Annotated in this window: 19 protein-coding genes; 4 read left to right on the top strand and 15 right to left on the bottom strand. The window is 68.7% G+C overall.

Annotation, left to right across the window (positions count from 1 at the left end):
• Positions 1–10: 10 nt before the first annotated feature.
• The 4 genes from AB5I40_RS19275 to AB5I40_RS19290 all read right to left on the bottom strand — a co-directional run bounded on the left by AB5I40_RS19275 (position 11) and on the right by AB5I40_RS19290 (position 5,546).
• A complete protein-coding gene (locus tag AB5I40_RS19275; protein WP_370939922.1) occupies positions 11–961 on the bottom strand; it encodes a carbohydrate ABC transporter permease in 951 nt (316 codons plus the stop codon).
• The gene (locus tag AB5I40_RS19280; protein WP_370939923.1) at positions 940–2,184 is read right to left on the bottom strand and encodes an ABC transporter substrate-binding protein; all 1,245 of its coding nucleotides are present in this window, start codon (positions 2,182–2,184) and stop codon (positions 940–942) included. The genes AB5I40_RS19275 and AB5I40_RS19280 overlap by 22 nt, the downstream gene beginning before the upstream one ends.
• Positions 2,185–2,461: 277 nt before the next feature.
• Positions 2,462–4,303, bottom strand: a complete 1,842-nt coding sequence (locus AB5I40_RS19285; protein ID WP_370939924.1) for a heparinase II/III family protein — start codon at positions 4,301–4,303, stop codon at positions 2,462–2,464.
• A complete protein-coding gene (locus AB5I40_RS19290; protein ID WP_370939925.1) occupies positions 4,296–5,546 on the bottom strand; it encodes an alpha-L-fucosidase in 1,251 nt (416 codons plus the stop codon). Before AB5I40_RS19290 ends, AB5I40_RS19285 begins: the two co-directional genes overlap by 8 nt.
• A gap of 141 nt (positions 5,547–5,687) precedes the next feature.
• Between AB5I40_RS19290 and AB5I40_RS19295 the strand changes: the two genes are divergently transcribed.
• Positions 5,688–6,494 (top strand): ribonuclease activity regulator RraA, encoded by an 807-nt coding sequence (locus tag AB5I40_RS19295; RefSeq protein WP_370939926.1) that lies wholly within the window; start codon positions 5,688–5,690, stop codon positions 6,492–6,494.
• Here the strand turns inward: AB5I40_RS19295 and AB5I40_RS19300 are convergent, their stop codons facing one another.
• From AB5I40_RS19300 to AB5I40_RS19310, 3 genes are read right to left on the bottom strand one after another with little or no spacing between them, the layout of a single operon-like run.
• The gene (locus AB5I40_RS19300; RefSeq protein WP_370939927.1) at positions 6,495–7,256 is read right to left on the bottom strand and encodes a sugar phosphate isomerase/epimerase family protein; all 762 of its coding nucleotides are present in this window, start codon (positions 7,254–7,256) and stop codon (positions 6,495–6,497) included.
• Between the two features lie 10 nt (positions 7,257–7,266).
• Entirely contained in the window at positions 7,267–8,694 is a 1,428-nt protein-coding gene (locus tag AB5I40_RS19305) for an MFS transporter (RefSeq protein ID WP_370939928.1), read from the bottom strand.
• A 60-nt stretch (positions 8,695–8,754) separates the two neighbouring features.
• Positions 8,755–10,089, bottom strand: a complete 1,335-nt coding sequence (locus tag AB5I40_RS19310; RefSeq protein WP_370939929.1) for an aspartate aminotransferase family protein — start codon at positions 10,087–10,089, stop codon at positions 8,755–8,757.
• 488 nt (positions 10,090–10,577) lie between these two features.
• Between AB5I40_RS19310 and AB5I40_RS19315 the strand changes: the two genes are divergently transcribed.
• On the top strand, positions 10,578–10,919 hold the full coding sequence (locus AB5I40_RS19315) for a hypothetical protein (protein ID WP_370939930.1): 342 nt from the start codon (positions 10,578–10,580) through the stop codon (positions 10,917–10,919).
• A 63-nt stretch (positions 10,920–10,982) separates the two neighbouring features.
• Positions 10,983–11,330 (top strand): helix-turn-helix transcriptional regulator, encoded by a 348-nt coding sequence (locus tag AB5I40_RS19320; RefSeq protein ID WP_344266855.1) that lies wholly within the window; start codon positions 10,983–10,985, stop codon positions 11,328–11,330.
• A 44-nt stretch (positions 11,331–11,374) separates the two neighbouring features.
• On the opposite strand, the gene AB5I40_RS19325 is transcribed toward AB5I40_RS19320, so the two are convergent.
• The 5 genes from AB5I40_RS19325 to AB5I40_RS19345 form a co-directional block, all read right to left on the bottom strand.
• Positions 11,375–11,965 carry an ATP-dependent Clp protease proteolytic subunit gene (locus AB5I40_RS19325; protein ID WP_344266854.1) on the bottom strand — a complete coding sequence of 197 codons (591 nt, stop codon included), beginning with the start codon at positions 11,963–11,965 and terminating at the stop codon, positions 11,375–11,377.
• The gene (locus AB5I40_RS19330) at positions 11,962–12,576 is read right to left on the bottom strand and encodes a ClpP family protease (protein WP_037820577.1); all 615 of its coding nucleotides are present in this window, start codon (positions 12,574–12,576) and stop codon (positions 11,962–11,964) included. Before AB5I40_RS19330 ends, AB5I40_RS19325 begins: the two co-directional genes overlap by 4 nt.
• A 79-nt stretch (positions 12,577–12,655) precedes the next feature.
• Positions 12,656–14,206 carry a hypothetical protein gene (locus AB5I40_RS19335; protein ID WP_370939931.1) on the bottom strand — a complete coding sequence of 517 codons (1,551 nt, stop codon included), beginning with the start codon at positions 14,204–14,206 and terminating at the stop codon, positions 12,656–12,658.
• 26 nt (positions 14,207–14,232) lie between these two features.
• Positions 14,233–14,904: a haloacid dehalogenase type II gene (locus tag AB5I40_RS19340; RefSeq protein WP_370939932.1), complete on the bottom strand. Its 672-nt coding sequence runs from the start codon at positions 14,902–14,904 to the stop codon at positions 14,233–14,235.
• 9 nt (positions 14,905–14,913) lie between these two features.
• On the bottom strand, positions 14,914–15,573 hold the full coding sequence (locus AB5I40_RS19345; protein ID WP_370939933.1) for a TetR/AcrR family transcriptional regulator: 660 nt from the start codon (positions 15,571–15,573) through the stop codon (positions 14,914–14,916).
• Positions 15,574–15,612: 39 nt separating this feature from the next.
• Between AB5I40_RS19345 and AB5I40_RS19350 the strand changes: the two genes are divergently transcribed.
• Positions 15,613–16,092, top strand: a complete 480-nt coding sequence (locus AB5I40_RS19350) for a VOC family protein (RefSeq protein ID WP_370939934.1) — start codon at positions 15,613–15,615, stop codon at positions 16,090–16,092.
• Here AB5I40_RS19350 and mptB read toward each other — a convergent pair.
• From mptB to AB5I40_RS19365, 3 genes are all read right to left on the bottom strand, one after another.
• Positions 16,089–17,537 (bottom strand): polyprenol phosphomannose-dependent alpha 1,6 mannosyltransferase MptB, encoded by a 1,449-nt coding sequence (gene mptB, locus AB5I40_RS19355; protein WP_370939935.1) that lies wholly within the window; start codon positions 17,535–17,537, stop codon positions 16,089–16,091. The genes AB5I40_RS19350 and mptB overlap by 4 nt on opposite strands.
• Before the next feature lie 175 nt (positions 17,538–17,712).
• Positions 17,713–18,363 carry a superoxide dismutase family protein gene (locus tag AB5I40_RS19360; protein ID WP_370939936.1) on the bottom strand — a complete coding sequence of 217 codons (651 nt, stop codon included), beginning with the start codon at positions 18,361–18,363 and terminating at the stop codon, positions 17,713–17,715.
• Positions 18,364–18,445: 82 nt separating this feature from the next.
• Entirely contained in the window at positions 18,446–19,435 is a 990-nt protein-coding gene (locus AB5I40_RS19365) for a hypothetical protein (RefSeq protein ID WP_370939937.1), read from the bottom strand.
• Between the last annotated feature and the right edge of the window lie 54 nt (positions 19,436–19,489).

Consider the following 19,489-nt stretch of genomic DNA (forward strand, 5'->3'; position numbering starts at 1 on the left):
GCTTGCCCCCTTATCCGGCCGCGGCTTGGTCTTGCCGGTTGCGCAACGCCGTGACCAGCAGGGCGAGCGCGGCCGAGACCACCATCAGGAACACGGCCTGCGCGGTCGCGTAGCCGATTTTGGTGCCCTCGAACGATTTGGCGAGGATCAGATATCCGTACGTCTGGGTCGAACCGGCCGGGCCGCCGCCGGTGAGGCTCACGACGAGGTCGTAGGCGCGGATCAGGCCGACCAGGTTCAGCACAGTCGCGACGGTGACCACCGGGGCGATCATCGGGACGACGATCCGCCGGTTGATCTGCGCCTTGGACGCGCCGTCGATCGCCGCCGCCTCCAGCAGTTCCGCGGGTACCGTCTGCAGCGCGGCGACGAACAGCACGACGTTGAAGCCGAATCCGGCCCACACGATGACCCAGATCAACGCGATCAGCGCGAGCTTCTCGTCGAACAGGAAGCCGATCGGACCGAGCCCGAATTTCTGCAGCGTGCTGTTGATCGCGCCGTTGGTGCCGAGGATCGCCGCCCACAGATAGCCCAGGATCAGCGCGCTGATCACGTGCGGATAGTAGGCCAGCGCCCGGAAAAACGAGTTCCATTTGGACCGTCCGCGCAACGCCAGCGCGTACACCAGCCCGCCGCCGACCATCAGCACCGTGCCCGCTACCGAGATGATGCCGGTGACGTACCACGCGCGGCCCGACGCCGGGTCGGAGAACAGCTTCGCGTAGTTCTTCAGTCCGACGAACACCGCTCTGGAGAAGCCATTCCAGTCGGTGAAACTGAGATATATCGCGACCCCGACTGGTACGACAGTGAGCACGGTGTAGAGCAGCACCGCCGGACCGCTCATGCCCAGCGAGACGGCCGCCGCGCGCAGCCGTACTCGGCGCGGGCGGGTGTTCCGCCGACGCGGGGCCGGCGGTGCTTCGACCGGCCTCGTCAGCTCTGCGAGTTCCACCATTTGTCCAAACCCTCCGCGACTTGCTGCGCCGACGAGCCGGTGTACAAGGACTGCACCTGGGTGTTGAGCTCGGTGGTGTACCCGTCGATCGGCTGGCGCTCGCCCGCCTTCACGAGCACCGACGGCGCAGCTTCGAGGATCTGCTGCACCTGCTTGCCCAGGCTCGACATCTCGTAGCTGAAGCCCTTGCGCAGGTTGCCGTCCGCGGCGAGCTGGCTGCGCACGGCCTCCTTGTCGGTGACGAGCCAGCGCACCAGCTCGGTCGCCTCCTGGGGGTGCGGCGAGGCGGCGGCGACCACGTACGGGTCCGCGACGTTGCCGAACTGGCCGGACGGGTACGCACCGTCGGTCGGCATGCTGAACACGCCGATCTCGTCGCTCTTCTTCGCTTTGTCCGCGGAGGGAACGAAGTACGAGCCCATCACGTACATCGCCGATTTGCCGGCGAGGAACGCGACCTGCCCGTCGGTGTAAGTGAGACCGAGCGCGCTCTTCTGGAGGTAGCCCTGCTGGATCCAGCTCTGGTAGCGCTGCAGGTACTTCACGTAGCCGCTGTCGGCGAAGCTGACCTTCTTGCCCGTGCGCTTCACTGTCCACTCCGGATCGGCGGTGAGCACGCCCGCGTCGGCCATCATGGAGAACTGCGCGCCCGGCACCCATTGCCCCGCAGTCTGCAGCGGCTGGAAGCCCGCCGCCTTAAGCTTGCCCATCGCCTCGGTGAACTGGTCGAGAGTCTTGATCGCGCCCGGGTCGACCCCGGCCTTCGCGAACGCGGCCTTGTTGTAGAACACCAGCGACTGGATTTGCTCGCCGACACCGACCAGGTAGCGCTTGCCCTCGATCTCGTGCTGCTGCGCGAGCGGGGTGTCCTTCGTCCACTCCTGGTCGCTGAGGTCCGTGAAGAGCTGCGCGTTCTCCTTGGTCGGGATGATCTGCTGGGCGATGTCCGGCGGATCGCCCGCGGCGAGGTCCTGGTTGAGCTTCGCGCCCGCCGAGATCGTGCCGGTCAGCTCCAGCTTGACGTGCACGCCCGGATGCTTCTGCTCGTACTGGGCGAACAGGCCCTTCCAGTACTCCTGGGTGAGGTTCGGGGTGATGTTGACGATCACCCGCAACGTCGTCTCGCCGGACGCGTCGGACGACCCGCCGCCGCACGCCGCGGTCGAGCCGAGCACGATCGTCGCCGCAACGGCAGCGGTGCCTCGGCGCCAGTGTTTTCTCATGTCAGCCACACGCTCCATTGCGTAATCGCGAGTAATCGATAGTCGAGATGAAACCACGCGCCCTGGGTACGGTCAATAACAAAACGGAAGCGAAACGCCTGTGCCGCAACGGAAATCGCAACCACGTGGGCGCACGAAGACAGCGTTGCTCAGCGCTGGGCACACCGCCGACGCCAACCCCGGACGCCGGGTCGATGCGGGAAATGATCAATCCCTATCCATCGTCTATCGATAGATGATCGTAGACCTGGTCCTCGGCCTGTTCAAGACCGGATTTTCACCGTCGCCAGCGCGCCTCGACCCGGCGCGCGGCCGGATCGGTGACCCGCAGGGTGAGCCGAGTGAGGACGTTTCCCCAGCTCAGCTGCAGGAGCGGATCGTTGAGTGGCTGCTCGTGCAGTTCCGCGACCGCCACCGCGGGATCCCACGTCAGCCGCAGCGTCCGCCCGTCTGCGGCAACCACAGCCCAGCCGTCGCCGCATTCGACCGAACCGGCGAGGAGATGGTGCAGCAGAACGGGTTCCGGATCTCCGTCCCACTCGTCCTCGACCATCACCTCGCCTTCCGCCCGGGACAACCGGACTGTCCGCTGCCACCTCGGCACGGCACCGTCCGGGTACGCGCCGCTCAGTTCCGCGCGCAGGCTCGGCTCGTTGAGATCGACCGTCACCGCGCGAGCGCCGTACCGCGAGCCAGGCACCTGCTCCGCGCCAGGTTCGGGAACGTTGTGCCAAGCGCTGCGGAACGGCCACGCGTCATACCGGTTGGGGCCGAACGTCGCGGTGGTGTACGTCGGCCGTCCGGCGTCGACGACCATCGGACGCCCGTCGAGCGCGACCCAGTACGTGCCGACGTCGAGGTGGTTATGGTGCTCCCCGTTGTGCCCGGCCTTCGCCGCCACCGCGAGCCCGTCGACGCGGCCGGTTTCCTCTCGTGCCACCAGAATCTGGACTCGCGGGAACCACGATTCGCGCGCCAGCCATGGGGTCTCCGGGCTGCCGTCGAGAGCGGCCCGGCACCAGTGCGGATCCCGCAACGCGGCGAGCGCGCGGCCGAGCCCGGCCACCGGATGCACGGCGCGACCGGACAACCGCGCACCGGCTGCCGCGTGCGCCGCCGTCTCGGGTTGACCGAGCAACCGGCCCCACTGATACGGCACATGCCAGGGTTGAGACAGCAGCAGCCGCGCGGAGGCATCTCCGACGTTGACATACCAATCCTCGCCGAGGTGCATCCGCTGCGGATATCGCAGCAGCTCAGCGAACGGCGCGCGGACGTCCGGACCGCCGACTTCCGCGAGCAGGTCCAGCGCTTCCAGCAACCGGCACGGACCCTGCCACCAGTACGCGATGCCCTCGTCGATCGCACCGTCGTCGGGCAGCGCGGCGAGGTAGTGATTGAGTCCTTCGCTGACGAGCCGCACCAGCCGGGTCCGGCGCGGCCGGTCGTCGCACAGGAACACCGCAGCGGCGAGTACCGCGCCGTGGATCCACGGATTCCAGTTGTTCGCGGTGCCGTCCGCGCCGATCCACGCCCAGTCCCGGATCCGCTCGAACGGGCCGAGCACGCGCTGGTCCGCCTCGCGGCGAAGACGTCGGCGCAGGCCCGGTGCGCGCAGGTCCAGATGCGGGCCGAGTACCTGGTCGGCCCAGGCGAAGAGGGACACCACGTCAGCCGCGCCGAGGTCGAGGAACGGTTCGTCCGGGTCCGGGAGGACCTCGCCGCGGGCCGCGGTGAACCGGTCGTGCGGCGCCCAGCACCAACTGGTCGCCTCGGCGAGCGCGACCAGGCCGTCGATCGCCGCGTCGAGGTGCGGGCACTCCCCCGGCGGCGCGGTGGCCGGCGCGACTTCGCCGGTCAGCACGGCGGCCAGGACCAGCACGGTGACGCGTTCCTTCAGCTGCCGGGCCTTCGTTTCGTACGCACTGCGGTTGCCGTCGCGCATTGAGCGCGCCCAGTCTCCGGCCAGCAATTGCGGCATAGGGCGATCGAGTTCGATGGCGGCGGCGACCAGGATGTCTTGCCGCGTCGAGGATTCCGCTGCGTCCCAGACCGCGCGATCGGTGACGTCCGGCAGGTTCGGCTCAGCCAAGTCCACATCGGACAGTCGCTCACGCATCGGCGTCGAGGAACAGCTCGAGGACCGGGAGCAGCACGTCCGGCGCGATGATCGGCAGGGTCAGGGTGAGCGTGCCCGCGTCCTGGCTCGGCGGCGCGAGGTTGTTGTGCTCGTGGTTCTCCCCGTCCAGCTGGTGGAACCGGACCTCCGAACCATCGTGCAGCAGCTGCGCGTACCGGACACGACCGGCCAGCCCCGGCAGATGGAGGTGTTTGAGCGGCCAGGACAGCAGGTGCACGTACAATCGGTCGCCGACCTGCGTGTACAGCACGTTCGACGGCGGCGTGAACTCCGCCGGACCGGCGTTGTGCACTGAGCGTTCGTGGAGCTGCATCCACCCGGCGATGGCGGCGAGCGTCTCGCGGGCGCGCGGGTCGAGCGCGCCGCGGCCCGTCGGACCGACGTTGAGCAGCAGGTTTCCGCCGCACGCCACGGATTGGACCAGCATCCGCACCAGCAGCGCGGGGTCTTTGTACTCGTGGTTGTCGCGGTCGTAGCCCCAGGATCCGTTGAGCGTGTGGCAGGCCTCCCAGCGCACCGGCACGCCGTCGCGTTCCAGCGGACGGTCCGGTTGGTACTGCTCGGGCGTCACGTAATCGCCGGGGATGCCGAGGCGGTCGTTGACCAGGATGCCTGGGCGCAGTTCGCGGACGAGGGCCAGCAGTTCCGCCGCGCCCCAGTCTTCAGGACCCTTCGCGGGGTAGGTGAAGTCGAAGAACAGCAGATCGATGTCGCCGTACTCGGTGAGCAGTTCGGTGACCTGGCCGCGCAGGAAATCGCGGTAGCGGGCCATGTCGCGCGGCTGTTCCCGTGCGGCGGCGTCGGCGTGCAGCGGGTGGTAGCGGTCGATCTCGAAGTCCGGGTGGTGCCAGTCGAGGAGCGAGTAGTACAGCCCGACGCGGATTCCTTCGGCGCGCATCGCGTCGGCGAACTCGGCGACGAGGTCGCGGCCGGTGACGCGGACCGAGTGGTAGTCGGTCAGTTTCGAGCCGAAGAGGCAGAAGCCGTCGTGGTGCTTGGCGGTCAGTACGGCGTAGCGCATCCCGGCCGCGCGGGCGGCTTTGGCCAGCGCCGGGGCGTCGAACTGGTCGGGGTCGAAGCGTTCGAGGTAGCGGTCGTACTCGGCGTCCGGGATGGCCTCGCGGCTGCGGACCCATTCGTGCCGCGCGGCCAGGCTGTAGAGGCCGAAGTGGACGAACAATCCGAACCGGGCCGGCTCGAACCAATCCGGGGATGCGGGCACAGCGGTCTCCCTTCAGCGGGACCTGCGGGGGTCCTCGGGGGTGTCCGAGGTTGACAGCGCTCGGCCGTCGGCGGTTACATCTACCATCGATAGACGATAATGTCACCGTCACTCGGACGGCGACGCGCGGAGAGGCACGCCATGGACGCGAACGGCCGGCAGGCTGTCCCAGCAGGGGAAACCGACACCTACGACTCGAAGCTGGCGCCGGTGCAGACCGCGACGTTCACCCGGCCGACCGCGCGGATGGTCGAGGCGCTGGACGACGTGAGCGCGGCGACGGCGTGCGCGAAGCTGCACCAGATGGGCATCACGCGGACCTTCCTCGACGGTCCGGTCCCGCTGCACCGGACGCCGGACGTCAAGGTGGTCGGCGGCGCGGTGACGCTGCAGTTCCTGCCGCAGCGCGAGGACGTCTTCTCCGGCACCGCGCAGGAGGACGCCGAGCGCAAGACGGCGTTGTGGCAGGTGCTGGAGTCGATCAAACCGGGCGACGTGCTGGTGGTTTCGGCGTTCGGCAGCCATTTCACCGGCTGTCTCGGCGACATGCTGGTGCGCTACTTCAAGCTGCGCGGCGGCGCGGGAATCGTGGTGGACGGCCGGGTGCGCGACGCCGCGCGGATCCGTGCGCTGGGCGTGCCGGTGTGGTGCACGGGGGTGACGCCGCATTACGCGTCGCAGACGGAGCTGTTCCCGGCGGCGTTCAACGTCCCCGTCGGTGCCGGTGGCGCGCTGGTGACGCCGGGCGATCTGATCGTGGCCGACGAGGACGGTGCGGTGGTGGTGCCGCAGCAGAAGGCGTTGGCTATTGCTGAGGATTCCCTTGCCCACCAGGACAAAGAGGCGTTCGCGCGGCGTCGGCTCGACGAGGGCGGGCGGTTGTCGGACTACTACCCGCTGACCGGACCGGGGCTGGAGGAGTACACGGCGGCGCGGACCGTCGGCTGATCAGCCGCCCCAGCGCGTCAGCCATTTCGCCGCCGCGCCCAGCGGGACGTCGATCGGCGCGATTTCCGGATGCCAGGCGCGTTCCCATTCCAGGGAAATCCAGCCGGACCACGGCCGCAGCAGACGTCCGCATTCCGCGAGCGGGACCCTCCCCTCGCCCGGCGGGACCGGCGTCAGCCCGGCGGTCGCGTCCTTCAACTGGAAGTATCCGAGGTACTCCCCCAGCAGTGCCCGGGTCCGCGCCGGAGGTTCGCCGGCCCGCCACGGGTGCAGCGCGTCCCACAGGACCGCCACCCGGGCCGGGTCGGCGAACGGTTTCACCAGGCGGAGCACGGATTCCGCGGTGAGATGGGAATCGTGGGTCTCGACGAGCAGCCGGACTCCCGCCGCGGCAAGATCCGGCAGCACCGCGGCGATTCGGTCCACCGCACGGCCGTCTTCGCCGGTGCCGCCGGGGAAGACCCGGATCGCGGGGGCGTGCAGTCGCGCGGCGAGGTCGATCAGCGCGCGGAGTTCGTCGACCACGCCGGGTCCGGGTGCGCAGACCTGGACGTAACCGGCCAGCGCGGAAATCTCCAGCCCCGCGTCGCTGATCTGTTCGCGAACGGCAGCGGCATTGATCAGTCCTAAGTGGACTTCCTCGTCGGCGTGCACCCGAAGTTCCAGCCCAGCGCATCCGTGTGCGGCGGCGATCGCAGCCGACTCACGTACCGGAATGCCGGGCATGCCGAGCGTGCTCACCGCGAATTTCCATTCCGTCACAACAGGAATCTTACCCGGCTGCCGTCCCGCCAGTAGCCGGAGTTCGGCCGTGTCGCATCACGAAAGTCAGCAATAGCGCGAGCACGCCGACCCCGAACAGAACGAAATACGCCGCCTGATATCCGGTATCGCTGGTAATCGAGGAACCGGAGTCGAGCTGGACTCGATGGGCGGAGGTAACCGCGCCGACGATGGCCGTACCGAGCGTGTTCATCACGCCGAGAGCGGTGTACAGCAACGAAGTCGTGACGCCTTGCGCTTCCGCGGGCACCGCCTCGATGACGAGATTGTTGGCACCGGCGTAGAGAAACCCGAGTCCGATACCCATGAGCGCGGCGATCACCACGATCAGCACCGGACCGCTCAACTGTCCGAAAAGGATCATCACGACTCCCCCGAGAGTGCCGACGATCGAGGTGAGCAAAGCGGTTCTCGGCGCGAACCTCCGGCACACCCACCCGGCCGCGTACCCTGCGGCGGCACCGACGAGCCCGAATGGCAGACCGTAACTCACCCCGTATTCCAACGCGGTCATGCCGAGACCGCGCTCCGCGACGCCGGGAACGTGCGGAGTACGGAGCAACTGCGGAATGAGTACGGAACTGTTGGCAGTGGTGACGAAAATGGCGGTGCCGGAGGCAAGCAGCGTCAGCCACACCTTGGGTTGAGATACCAGCGTCAGATCGATCAGCGGTTCAGCGCGACGACGCTCGACAATCACGAAGAGCACCAGCAATACCACCGAAAGCGCCACGGCGTAACCGAGGTAGTGCTTTTCGACCAGCCCGAGCACGAGCACCGCCATCCCGGCCCCGAGCAACAAGCCACCGGCGACGTCGATGCGGCGTTTGATCCGTACCCGCGTTTCGGGAACGACGAGCAGCACGAGCGTCGAGACGACGACGTCGTAGCCGAGCGTGAACCAGAACGCACTGCGGAACCCGTAAGCGTCGACCAAATACCCGCCGAGCAACGGACCGCCGAACGCGGCCACGCCGGTGCCGACACCGAGCGCGCCGACGCCGAGCGGCACCAATCGCGGCGGGAAGAGGTCGCGGATGAGGCCGTAACCGGCGACGTACGCGACGACGAACGCGGACTGGAGCACGCGTCCGGCGAGGAACAGCCAGTACACCGGCGCCAGCGCGCAGATCAACGATCCGGCGCCGAACATGATGGCCGCGCCCAGGAGGACTTTTTTCTTGCCGTGTGCGTCGGCGAGTTTCCCGGCGATCGGGAGGAACACGAGCGACGCGACGAAGACGACGGTCATCACCAGCGCCACCTGACTGGTGCCGAAGGCGGCGGCGATGTCGGGCAGGCCCACCCCGACGAGGGTGAACTCGAAGTTGGCGTTCTCGGTCAGGAGTGCGATCGCCACGACGATCAGCACGTAATACCCTTTCGACCGCTCTGCGGTGCGCGGTTCCTCAGCCATGCGCACCGATGTAACCGGCGGTCCGTCCGGATCGAGCGGGTCAGTCCCGCTGTCCGGGACTCACTCCGCCAACCGGTCGAGCGCTTGCTTGAGCTGCGGGATCCAGGCCTCGTGCTCCGGCTTCATCAGCACCGAGCGGAGGATCGTCACCGTCTCGGCGTCGCGTTCGATCTCCGGGTGCAGCGCGGCGAAAGCGTCCGCGTCGACGCGCAAAGTGGACAGATACAGCGGGTTTTCCGGGTCGGCCATGCCGTTCTGGAGGATGGTGTTGGCGGCTTCGGTGATCTCGCTCATCCAGGCCCGGCGAGGCCAGTAGGTGACAATGTCCAAAGTGGGCTCGAGGTGCAGGGCGAACCGGTCGGATTCCTTGATGCGGGCGGCGAAATCGTTCGCCGCCCGACGGCAGGCGGCCAGCAGCTTCCCGAGGCCGCGCTGGCGTTCCAGCGGAAATGCCTGCAGGGTAAGCCAAAGCGCACCAGCTGCGGCACCCGCGCGTGAGCATTCCAGTGATATCTCACCGAGGTGCAGTTCGTCGGAAGTGAAGTAGGTATAGGGAGAATCGTGTTTGTAGAACCGGCCGACCGCCGGGTCGGCGAACAGCACCGCCCCGCATCCGTACGGCTGGAGCCCGTGCTTGTGCGGATCGACCACGACGGAATCGCATGCGCCGATCGCGCGGTAGGCCTCGTATTCGTCCAGCAAGGTATAGAACCCGCCGTACGCACCGTCGACGTGCAGGCGGACGCCGTAGCGTTCCTTCAGCGCAAGGGCCTGCTGGATGTCGTCGACCGCCCCGAGCCCGGTAGTTCCTGGAGTGAGCACCACCGTGCCGACCCCGCCGCCGCGGACTTCAGCTTCGACCGCTGACAGATCAACGCGCCCGTCTGGAAGTGCCCGCACCGCGCGGGATTCCACGCCGAGCACCTGGCACATGCGTCCGTGCGTGTAGTGCGCGTCCTGCGAATGGACGACTGCCTTGCCCGGAGCCAGTTCGCGGGCGACCCAGAGGGCTTCGAGGTTCGCGATGGTCCCGCTGGAGGTGAGGTGGCCGAGCGACGGCTGCGCAAACCCGAACATCCGAGCCAGGTCCGCGATGACCTCGACCTCCATCGGCGAGGTGGCCTGCGAGGCGTCAAGCGCGTGGTTGTTCGGGTTGACCACCATCGCGGCGAGGTAGGCGGCGACCGCGACCGGATGCGGCGGTTTCAGCATCTGGCCTGCGTAGCGGGGGTGGAAGAAGGGGAAGGACGCGTCCATCCGGGCGGCGTAGGTGTCGAGCAGCGCGGGGAGATCGACGTCCGGCTGGCTCGCCGGGGACGGGGTATAGGGACCCCATTTGCGTTCCCACGCCTCGACGCCGCGGAGAGCCTGGTCGATCAGTTCGCGCCGGTCCATGCGTCACCTCGTCGGTCGCCGGTTGCTGCCTCTCGGGCAGCCTATCGACCCGCGGGCAGCGGATTGGGCTTCTCGCACGGGCGATCTAAGGTGTGACGACGTTTCTTCCGCGCGGTGAGGAGCTTCCGATGACCGACGGCCCGGCACCCGAACCCGCTCCGCCTGGGGAATCCGCCCCGCCCGCGGGAACGCCGTCGACGGACGCGCAGGGAGCGGTGGCGGGTTCGCCACCGCAGCCCACGCCGACCGCCGAACCCGCGCCCGCGCCCCAACCGACGCCGCAGTCCTGGGGCCCCGCGCAACCGGGAGCTGGTCAGCCCTGGCCCATGCCACCCGCCGAACCCACGCCACAACCAACACCGCAAACCTGGGCCCCCGCACAACCAGAAGCCAGTCAACCCTGGCCCATGCCGCCCGCCGAACCCACCCCACAACCAACGCCCCAGGCCTGGGCCCCCGCGCAACCAGGAACCGATCAGCCTTGGCCCGTGCAGCCGAACGCCCAGCAATACCCAGGCTATCCACCAGCCCAGCAATACCCGGGCTACCCGCCACCCCAACCGTGGCCAGCTCCGGCGAACGGCGTCTGGCTGAGCGTCGCGGCGCTGGTGCTGGGCCTCCTCGGCTGCGTGCTCCCGCTGCTGCCGATCGACCTGTCCGGCATCCGGGCGTACCTCGCGCTCCCGTTCGGGTTGGCCGGGCTGGCCTGCGGACTCGTCGGCGTCATCGGACGGCGCACCGCGAAACCATTGTCGGCAGCAGGCATCGCGATCTCGACGATCGCCGTGCTCCTCGGCGTGATCATGCTCAGCAACCAGCTCGTCGGGTGAAGGCCGTTCTGCCCTGAGCGGAACGGCTGTCCATCCGGCCCCGGCGGATGCCAGGCTGGGCCTATGGCGGACATCCTTCCTTTCCACCAGCGCCGCGCCCCCGTCCGGGACGACGAGGCCGAACCGCTGTGGCGCGAGGTGCTCGGCCGCAGTCTCCGCGCCGAACGGGAGACCCAGGGCGAGCGGCTCGTCGACGTCGCCGAGCGGGCCGGGATCTCGCCGCAGTACCTGTCCGAGATCGAGCGCGGCCGGAAGGAACCGTCGAGCGAGATGATCGCCGCGGTGACGGGTGCGCTCGGGGTGAACCTGGCCGGTCTGCTGAGCGGGATCGCCGGGGACATCCGGCGGATCAGCGTGGTGGGACCGCGCCCGGCGCGCCGTCCGGCCGGGCCCGTGCTGATGGCCGCCTGAACGAAGCCGCAGGCCGGAACCCCAGACCGGCCTGCGAACCCCGCTCACGGACGAGCGGCGATCACCTGGTCCGCCAGCCCGTATTCCACCGCGCCGGCCGCGTCGAACACCCGGTCCCGGTCGGTGTCGTGCCGCAATTCCGCCACGTCGTGGCCGGTGTGCCGCGACGTGATCTCCTCCAGCTGCGTCCGCACCCGGACCACCTCGTCCGCCTGCAGGATCAGGTCCGGGATCGTCCCGCGTCCCTGCGCGGCGGGCTGATGCAGCACCACCCGCGCGTGCGGCAGCACCGACCGCCGACCCTCCGCACCGGCGGCCAGCAACACCGCGCCAGTCGCGACTGCCTGGCCGACGCAGGTCGTCGCCACCGGGGCCTTGATGAAGCGCATCGTGTCGTACAGCGCGAGCATCGCGGCCGGGTCGCCGCCCTCGGAGTTGATGTACAGGTTGATTTCCTGCTCCGGGTTGTCCGACTCCAGGAACAGCAGCTGCGCGATCAACGCGTTCGCGACACCCGAGTCGATTGCCGTGCCCAGGTAGACGATCCGTTCGGACAGCAGGTGCGAGTAGACGTCCATGATCCGCTCGCCGCCGGGACTGCGGGTCACGACGTTCGGGATGGTGTAGGTGCTCATGCGCGTACCCCCAGGCCCATCGCGTGCGTGCGCACCGGCACGACCTGCTCCAGGCGGTCGACGATCTGGTCGATGAAGCCGTAGTCCTGCGCCTCGGCGGCGGTGTACCACCGGTCGTGCAGGGAATCGGCGAAAATGCGGTCGAACGGCTGCCCGGTGTCCTGCGCGGTGAGGCCCAGCACGGTGTCGCGGGTGTAGCGCAGGTCGTCGGCCTGCACCTCGACCTCCACGGCCGAGCCGCCGATTCCCGCCGAACCCTGGTGCATCAGGATTCGTGCGTGCGGCAGGGCGAATCGCTTCCCGGGAGTGCCCGCGGACAACAGGAATTGCCCGGCGCTGCACGCCAGCCCGAGGGCGAGCGTCGACACGTCGCACGGCACCAGCCGCATCACGTCGCGGATCGCGAGCATCGACGGGACCGAACCGCCGGGCGAGTGGATCCACAACGCGATGTCCTTGACCGGGTCTTCGCCGGCGAGGGAGAGCATCTGGGTCGCGAGGACCGTCCCGTTGTCGTCGTCGAGCACGCCGTCCAGTACGAGGACCCGCTGGCTCAGGAACCGTTCCCGGAGCCGCTGGTCGAACATCGGCGGAGTCGATTCGTTGGTCATGCCTCGACTGTGCCGTCGCGGACCCGGCCGCCGCTGCTTTCGCTGCCGACGGCAGATCTGCTGTGAGCAGCGCGGGAAGTCAGCCGGTTTTGCGGACGAGGTTGGTGTACCCGGCCAGCGCCAGCGTCGCCAGACCCCACACCGCGACCTGCACGCCCCAGATCGCGGCCGTGAAGACCTGGCCGGAAACGCTCGCCGTGTCGAGGTCGCATCGGCTCCGCAGACCCGTCGGCGCGATCGGCAGGCCCCGGTCGAGCCCCAAGCCGATCAACTCGACCGGCGAGCACGCGGCACCACTCGCGACCCGTTCCGCGGCATGGTGCCCGGGCCGGGTTTCCGTTGCCCCAGCCCATAAACCGAGCACTCCGGCCGCGACGAGCGCGAGCAGCAACGCCGCCGCCGTACGCCGCGCGCGGTAGCCGTATCCGGCCAGGGCACCCCAGATCCAGTGGAACAGCCGCGACATCCGCCCGCCGAGAGCGTCCGGCGAACGGCGGCGCAGGTCGTCTTGCTGAGCGATCAGGATGGTGCGCGCATTGCCGTCGTGGCCCGCGGTCCGCTCAACTGCCGCCAGCTTTTGGTAGCCGGTAGCGTCGTAATACTCGGTGTGACAGCGAAGCAGGTGCAGCCACCGCCGCCAGCCGAAGGACGGATCGATTGCCGTGTAAGTGAATCCGTCCAGCCAGGCCAGTTCGGAATGGTCGCAATCGGCCCCGGTGCTGCCGTCGGGACACACAAGGTTGCCCGGCATGAACACTGTCGTGGCTTTCGCATCGGAGAGCCCCAGCAGCCGCCCTTCCGGCGACGTGACGCGTGTCGTCGCGGAGAACTCGAGCTGCCCGCCGATCTGCGCGCCCTGCAACCGCACCGCGCCGATTTCGCCGTTGCCGCTCATTTCCGAGTCGCGGATCAGCATGCTGCGGCCGACCGTCAGGGTGTCCGCCTCGATGGCCGGTCCGAGGTCGTTGGAGACCTTGATGCTTTGGCATTCCAGCGGTCCGCCGACACACGCGCCGTTGAGGTGGATCGCGCCGTCGGCCGACGAACCGGTGATCCGCGTTCCCTGGTGCAGGTACAGGCCGCTGCCCAGCTCCGCCGAACTCGCCTCCAGCGCGAGCCCGTCCGGATTGGCGATTTCCGCGTCCCGGCACAGCAGGCTTCCGCCGATGCGCGCGCCGATCAGCCGGATCGCGCCGTCCGAGTTGGCGCCGGTGATCCGCACGCCGTCGGACAGATGCAGGTCGCCCGCGATCCGCACCCGGGACGCGTGCAGGCCCGGCATGCGCCCGCCGATCAGATACAGGTGCGGCAACGCCGCCTGGCGCGCGAGCACCGGCTGGTCGAAGACGCAGGCGAGCAGCATCAGTCCGGCGGTCGCGGTGGCGCCGTCGAGGTTCAGTTCGCCGGTGATGCGGGCGCGGGCCAGCATGATCCCGCGCGGGTCGAGGTCGCCGTGCCTGCCGAGCAGCACGTCCCGCAGCACCTCCGCGCGCACGAGGTGGTCCGGGTTTTCGGTTTCGGCGAGGTCGGCGACGTCGATCTGGTCGGCGCCGAGCAGTTCGCCTTCCCGGGCCGATTCGACCAACCGGCGTTCGAAGTCGCTGAGATCGGTCACCCGGGGCGCAGTCACGCCCGAAATCATGCCTGGTCCGAGACTCAGTCGCGACCAAGCTGGTCGGCGAGGTCCGCGAGTCCGGCTGCCTGGAGGTCGAACCGGTCGGCGAGAGCGGGCGGGTCGCCGACTGGGCGGCCGACGTACGCGGTGCGGAATCCCGCTTCCTGCGCCCCGCGCAGGTCCCAGGCGTGTGCGGCGACCATCAGCAGCCGCTCCGGCGCGCGTCCGGCGACGTCGATGGCGAGCCGGTAGACGTCGGGAGCCGGTTTGTAGGTGCGGGCGTCCTCGGCGGACAGCACGGTGTGCCAGCGCAGCCCGGCGTTCGCGCAGAGGTCGAGCAGTACGGTCCGGCTCGCGTTGGAGAGTCCGACCAGCGGGAATCGTTCGGCAAGGCGGGCGAGCCCGTCCACAGTGTCCGGCCACGGCGGGAGCTGCCGAGCCGCGAGCGCCAGTTCGGCCGCGTCCCCGGCACCGACTGCGTCCGCGACAGCCTGCGCGGCTTCCCGGTCGATGACGTCGCTCGCGGCATACGGCCGTTCCCCGGCGACGATGCGGCCCTGCTCCTGCTCAACATGCTTCTGCCACACCGAAAGCAGCTGTTCGACCTCTGCCTCAGCGAGCGACGGCGCGAATTTCCGGATCCCCGCCCGGATTCCGGCAGGTTCGTCGACGAGCGTGCCGAGCACGTCGAACACGAGCACATCGATGTCCATGATCGCAACCTATCCGGACGTCCCGCACAGGGCAACCAGCGCCGTTCGCAGCCAGCGCCCGTATTCCGCCGCGGCCCAGCCATGGACGCGACGCAGGTGCACCATCGTGTCCGCGCACAGCAAGGCATCCGTGGTGCTCGCGAGTTGTTCAATGTCCATAGTGGACACCAGAAGGCCATCACGCGCCGCGCGGGACCAAAATTCCCGGCACAGTCGCGCCGTTTCGCGCCGCCCGGACTGCGCCGCCTCGGCGATTTCCGGCTCCGCGCCTTCAGCTTGCGCCGCCACTTCGAGCAACGCTCCGGCGCGGTCCGCGATTCCGACCGTGACGTCAGCGAGCGCGTCCAGCCGTTCGGCCAAGGTTCCGGCGGTCATCGCGTCCTGCGCCCGAGGCCGGTGCGCGACGTCGACCGGCTCCGCGTCTCCCACGAGCGCTTCGTCGATGACCCGCCGGAACAACGCCGCCTTGGTGCCGAAGCGGACGTACACAGTCCTCGGCGCGACCCCGGCCTGGCGCGCGACCTGCGTCAGCGCGGTGGCCGCGTAGCCGTGTTCCAGAAACAGCTCCCGCGCCGCAGCGACGACGAGCGCCTCGGTCCGCGCGATGCGAGCGGCTCCGAACTCGGCCCTGGCATCGGCCTTGACCTGGTCTTTCACAAGATGCAGCATAACTGCATTGCAGTCGCACTGCATCAGTGGAGGTCGACGATGATTCCCACCCTCGACGGAGTGCATCACCTGAAGCTGCCGGTGGCCGACCTGGACCGGTCGTCAGCCTGGTACGCCGACCGGCTCGGCTACGCAGTCGCCCTGGAGTTCCGCCAAGACGGCCGCCGCACCGGCGTCACCATGACGCATCCGCGCGGCGGACCGGACCTCGGCCTCGTGCTCAACCCGGACCTCGCCCGTGCCGCCGCCGGGTTCGACTACTTCTCCATCGGCGTCCCGGATCGCGCCGCCATCACCGAACTCGCCGACAATCTCACCCGCCGCGGCGAACAGCACGCGGGCGTCCATTTCGCGACCCTCGGCTGGATCCTGCCCGGCCTCCACGACCCAGACGGGCACGAAATCCGCTTCTACACCACCGAATCCCACACCACCCTCGACCCGGCGACGCCACTGGTGATCGACGACGCGATCGCGTCCGCGCGAGCCGCCGAACAGGTCTGGCTGGCCAAACACTAGTCCACTGTGGACAATTTCCGCAGCCCGAAGAACGCCGCGACCACCACCGCGAGCCCGATCACGTACGCGAGCACCAGCAACCCGACGCGGCCGCTGAAATTGCCGCCCACCGGTGGAAGCACGAGGGAAAACAGCGCGACGAGCGTGATCACGACGGACCGCACGCGTCCAGCGGGCAACGAAGCAGCGAGCGGAATCGCCGCCCACAGCAGGTACCACGGCTGCACGACCGGCCCGAAAATCACGACCACGCTCAGCATCAGCCCGAGCGAGCGGACCGCGTCGATCCGGCCGGTCCACTGCCGCTGCAGCACCACGACGATCCCGGCCGCGGTGAGCACGTACCCGATGATCTTGCCGACGCCGATCATCGTCTGCGTGATGTGCGCGCCGAACAGCGACCCGACGCCGCCGACGAGGAAGCCGAACCAGTTCGTGGGCGCCATCCAGCTGTTGACCTCCCCCGAGGTCGTCAGTGCCGACACCCAGCCGAACCCGATCCCGGTCGCCAGCGAAACCGCCGCGGACACCGCCACGAAGACAACCACCATCCCCGCGCCAGCGAGCAGGAATTCGCCGATCCGCCCGCGGCGACGGGCAAGCGCCGTGCCGACCGCGGCCAACGCGACCAGCGCGGGCACCTTCACCTCGGCGCCGAGCGCGATGAGCAGCACCCCGCCGGCGAGCGGCCACCAGCGGATCCGGTCGCCCACCGCTTCCAGCGCGACCGCCACGCCCGCGACCATCAGGCCGACCATGAGGGCGTCGTTGTGCATCCCGGCGACCACGTGCCACAGAACCAGCGGGTTCAGCACGCCCAGCCACAACGCGACCCGCGGCGACGCTCCCGCCACGGCCGCCAGCCGCGGCACTGCCCACGCGATCAGGACGAGCCCGGCCACCTCGACGAGCCGGTGCAGCGCGACGCCGACAATCGGATTCCCGCCGGACACCTGCGCGATGACCCGCTCGACCGCACCGAACAGCGGCCCGTACGGCGACGGCGTCTCGCGCCAGTAAACGCTGACCCGGCCGACGATGTCCGACGCCGATCCCAGTGCCTGTTGCGGACCGACGACGTTGAGGTCAAACCCGTGCGCGGCCACCGCGCCCTGCGCGAGATAACTGAAGACGTCCCCGCTGAACAGCGGCGGCACGACGAGCAACGGCCCGCACCACAACGCGAGCGTCCACTTCAGCCAACCAGCGTCGGGGGTGTCCGAGGCGAGCACGCGCCCGCCGAGCAGCGCCCACGCGAGCACGACCAGCCCGACCCCGGCGATCCCGCCCGCGAACGGCAGCACCCCGGACATCCCGGCGGCCCCGGCGTACACCGCGGCGGCCAGCAGCAGCACCCCGCCGAAACCGGTCCAGCGCAGGCTCGCCGCGGACGCGAAACCGAAGAACCGCACGGGCCGCGAGAGCGTGACCGGCTGACTACTCATCGAAGACCTGCGCACGACATGCGGCGATCGTAGTAGCCGCCACCCGCACCAGCCCCCGCGCCACCGCCGCCGCGCACACCCCGGCTACCGGCCGCGAGGGGAACCCTGAGGGAATCTGATTCCCTCAGGGTTCCCCTCACGTACCACGCCCAGCTTGAGTCCACAAAGGACTGGGTTAGTTTTGGTCGCGAGTGATCACACCGCAGGCGTACCGGGAGCCCGCGTCGCCGGTCGCCTTGGTCTTTTCGTCCGGAACGGGGGCACTGGGGTCGTTGCGGACGGCGTAGCGGTCGGCGGGGATGTTCGCGAAATTGTCGGACTTCGAGTGCACGATGATCGAGGTCCCGTTAGGACCGAACAGCTGGTCCAAGGTGAAGGTGTCGAGCACGAACTTCGTGTACCCGCGGCCGTTCGACCGCACGAGCACCGACGGAAGCTGGCCGATGGGCAACCCGGTGTGGTGGTCCATCGGCATCAGGTGGCCGCCCGCCGCGGTGAACGGATTTTTTGGGTCGCCGACGGTGCAGTTTCCCTTTTCGTGGACGTGCATGCCGTGGAAACCGGGTGCGAAATGACCGGTGAGGTACACCTCGACCCAGACGGCGTTCGCCCGGCTGTCGGCGGTGAACCACGCGGAGCCGACCTCGTTGCCCTTGGCGTCCTTCAGCGTGGCGGAGGCGGAGTCGCCGTCGCGGTAAGCCGCCCCGGCGGGCTGCCGGGCGGTGTCCGGCGACTGCTGGCCGAGCTGGCTGCTGGCCGCCGGTGCCACGCCAATGACCAGTGCGCAGGCACCCAACGCGCCTGCCACCAACTTAGTTCTGCGCACGGTATCTCCCTGAGGGCACTGGTGAGCTATGACCGATACAGAATCGGGCCTCGCCTTCTCCGTGACCAGGGGCCAGATGGAACTAAAAGAATCCGGCACGCGGCGGAATGTCCATCTTGCGCGGAACTCCCGATCCGGAAGAATGCTCGGCGATCAGCCGCTTCACCGTCTCATACACCGGTTTCGGGGAATAATCGTCGCGCAGCAATCCGAACCGATTCTCCCGCGGACCGCTCGACAACCCGTCGCGCAGCCCGAAAATCTCATACGTGTCCACGCCCACCTCGGATGCCAGTCCGAACACCGTGCTCGCAACGGATTCCATCACGCGCACCTGTTGCTCCTCCGAATTCTCCGGTCCAGTCGGCCAACCGGTCTCGGTGATGTGCATCGGCACGCTCGCTGGGATACCAATCGCCGACGCTGACTCTCGAAACGACCGAACGACGTGAGTCACCGCGCCGACCAATGCGTCGGCGGGCACCGGACGGAAGACGTCCGGAAAGAAGTCCAATCCGAGAAAATCAATGCGATTCAGCACTTCTGGGTCTACCGCCGAGCGCACCGCTTCCCAAAACGGATCGCCGGGCAGCGCGACCGCGGCATTGAACCCGATCATCACGTCGACCCCCAGCCGCGCCCGTTCATCCAACGCAGCCGCAAGCCCGGCGCCGAGCGCCTCGTAACAGCCAGGACTGCCGCCGTCCAGCGGCGCAGGAACGTTGACCTCCTCGCAGACCTGCAGTTTCCCGCCGCCCAACTCGGCAACCTCGCGAACCGCCGCGCGCACCGCGTCCGCGAACCCGTCCGGATCGACTTCCGGGCTGCCGTAGCCGAGCACGTAGTCCACTACCCGCCCGTCGCCGAGGTACGGCACCGCGTCCGGCGGCGTCGGCTCATGCGGGCCCCGGTAGCTGCGATAGCACCGGACGTAGAACCGTTCCGCGCCCTTCGCCAGGTCCCGCAACGCTTCCGCGGTTTGTTCGACGTCCTCCGGCGGCGCGTCGATGAAGGTTTCCAGCCGCACCAGATCCGTGCTGACGACGCCGGGCCACACACCAAAGGTGATCATGACTGCCCCTCTCCAGTAGTCGTATACGAACAACCGTACTCGTATACGACTAGC

Origin of the sequence: Amycolatopsis sp. cg13, from assembly GCF_041346965.1 — a bacterium.
GTDB lineage: Bacteria > Actinomycetota > Actinomycetes > Mycobacteriales > Pseudonocardiaceae > Amycolatopsis.

What these genes read in the sequence shown, in the direction of transcription:
- AB5I40_RS19310 (WP_370939929.1), bottom strand. Translation starts at nt 10,089, where the DNA reads ATGGACCGGCGCGAACTGATCGACCAGGCTCTCCGCGGCGTCGAGGCG.
- AB5I40_RS19345 (WP_370939933.1), bottom strand. Translation starts at nt 15,573, where the DNA reads ATGCTGCATCTTGTGAAAGACCAGGTCAAGGCCGATGCCAGGGCCGAG.
- AB5I40_RS19295 (WP_370939926.1), top strand. Translation starts at nt 5,688, where the DNA reads ATGGACGCGAACGGCCGGCAGGCTGTCCCAGCAGGGGAAACCGACACC.
- AB5I40_RS19275 (WP_370939922.1), bottom strand. Translation starts at nt 961, where the DNA reads ATGGTGGAACTCGCAGAGCTGACGAGGCCGGTCGAAGCACCGCCGGCC.
- AB5I40_RS19330 (WP_037820577.1), bottom strand. Translation starts at nt 12,576, where the DNA reads ATGACCAACGAATCGACTCCGCCGATGTTCGACCAGCGGCTCCGGGAA.
- AB5I40_RS19325 (WP_344266854.1), bottom strand. Translation starts at nt 11,965, where the DNA reads ATGAGCACCTACACCATCCCGAACGTCGTGACCCGCAGTCCCGGCGGC.
- AB5I40_RS19365 (WP_370939937.1), bottom strand. Translation starts at nt 19,435, where the DNA reads ATGATCACCTTTGGTGTGTGGCCCGGCGTCGTCAGCACGGATCTGGTG.
- AB5I40_RS19340 (WP_370939932.1), bottom strand. Translation starts at nt 14,904, where the DNA reads ATGGACATCGATGTGCTCGTGTTCGACGTGCTCGGCACGCTCGTCGAC.
- AB5I40_RS19280 (WP_370939923.1), bottom strand. Translation starts at nt 2,184, where the DNA reads ATGAGAAAACACTGGCGCCGAGGCACCGCTGCCGTTGCGGCGACGATC.
- mptB (WP_370939935.1), bottom strand. Translation starts at nt 17,537, where the DNA reads ATGAGTAGTCAGCCGGTCACGCTCTCGCGGCCCGTGCGGTTCTTCGGT.
- AB5I40_RS19320 (WP_344266855.1), top strand. Translation starts at nt 10,983, where the DNA reads ATGGCGGACATCCTTCCTTTCCACCAGCGCCGCGCCCCCGTCCGGGAC.
- AB5I40_RS19305 (WP_370939928.1), bottom strand. Translation starts at nt 8,694, where the DNA reads ATGGCTGAGGAACCGCGCACCGCAGAGCGGTCGAAAGGGTATTACGTG.
- AB5I40_RS19350 (WP_370939934.1), top strand. Translation starts at nt 15,613, where the DNA reads ATGATTCCCACCCTCGACGGAGTGCATCACCTGAAGCTGCCGGTGGCC.
- AB5I40_RS19285 (WP_370939924.1), bottom strand. Translation starts at nt 4,303, where the DNA reads ATGCGTGAGCGACTGTCCGATGTGGACTTGGCTGAGCCGAACCTGCCG.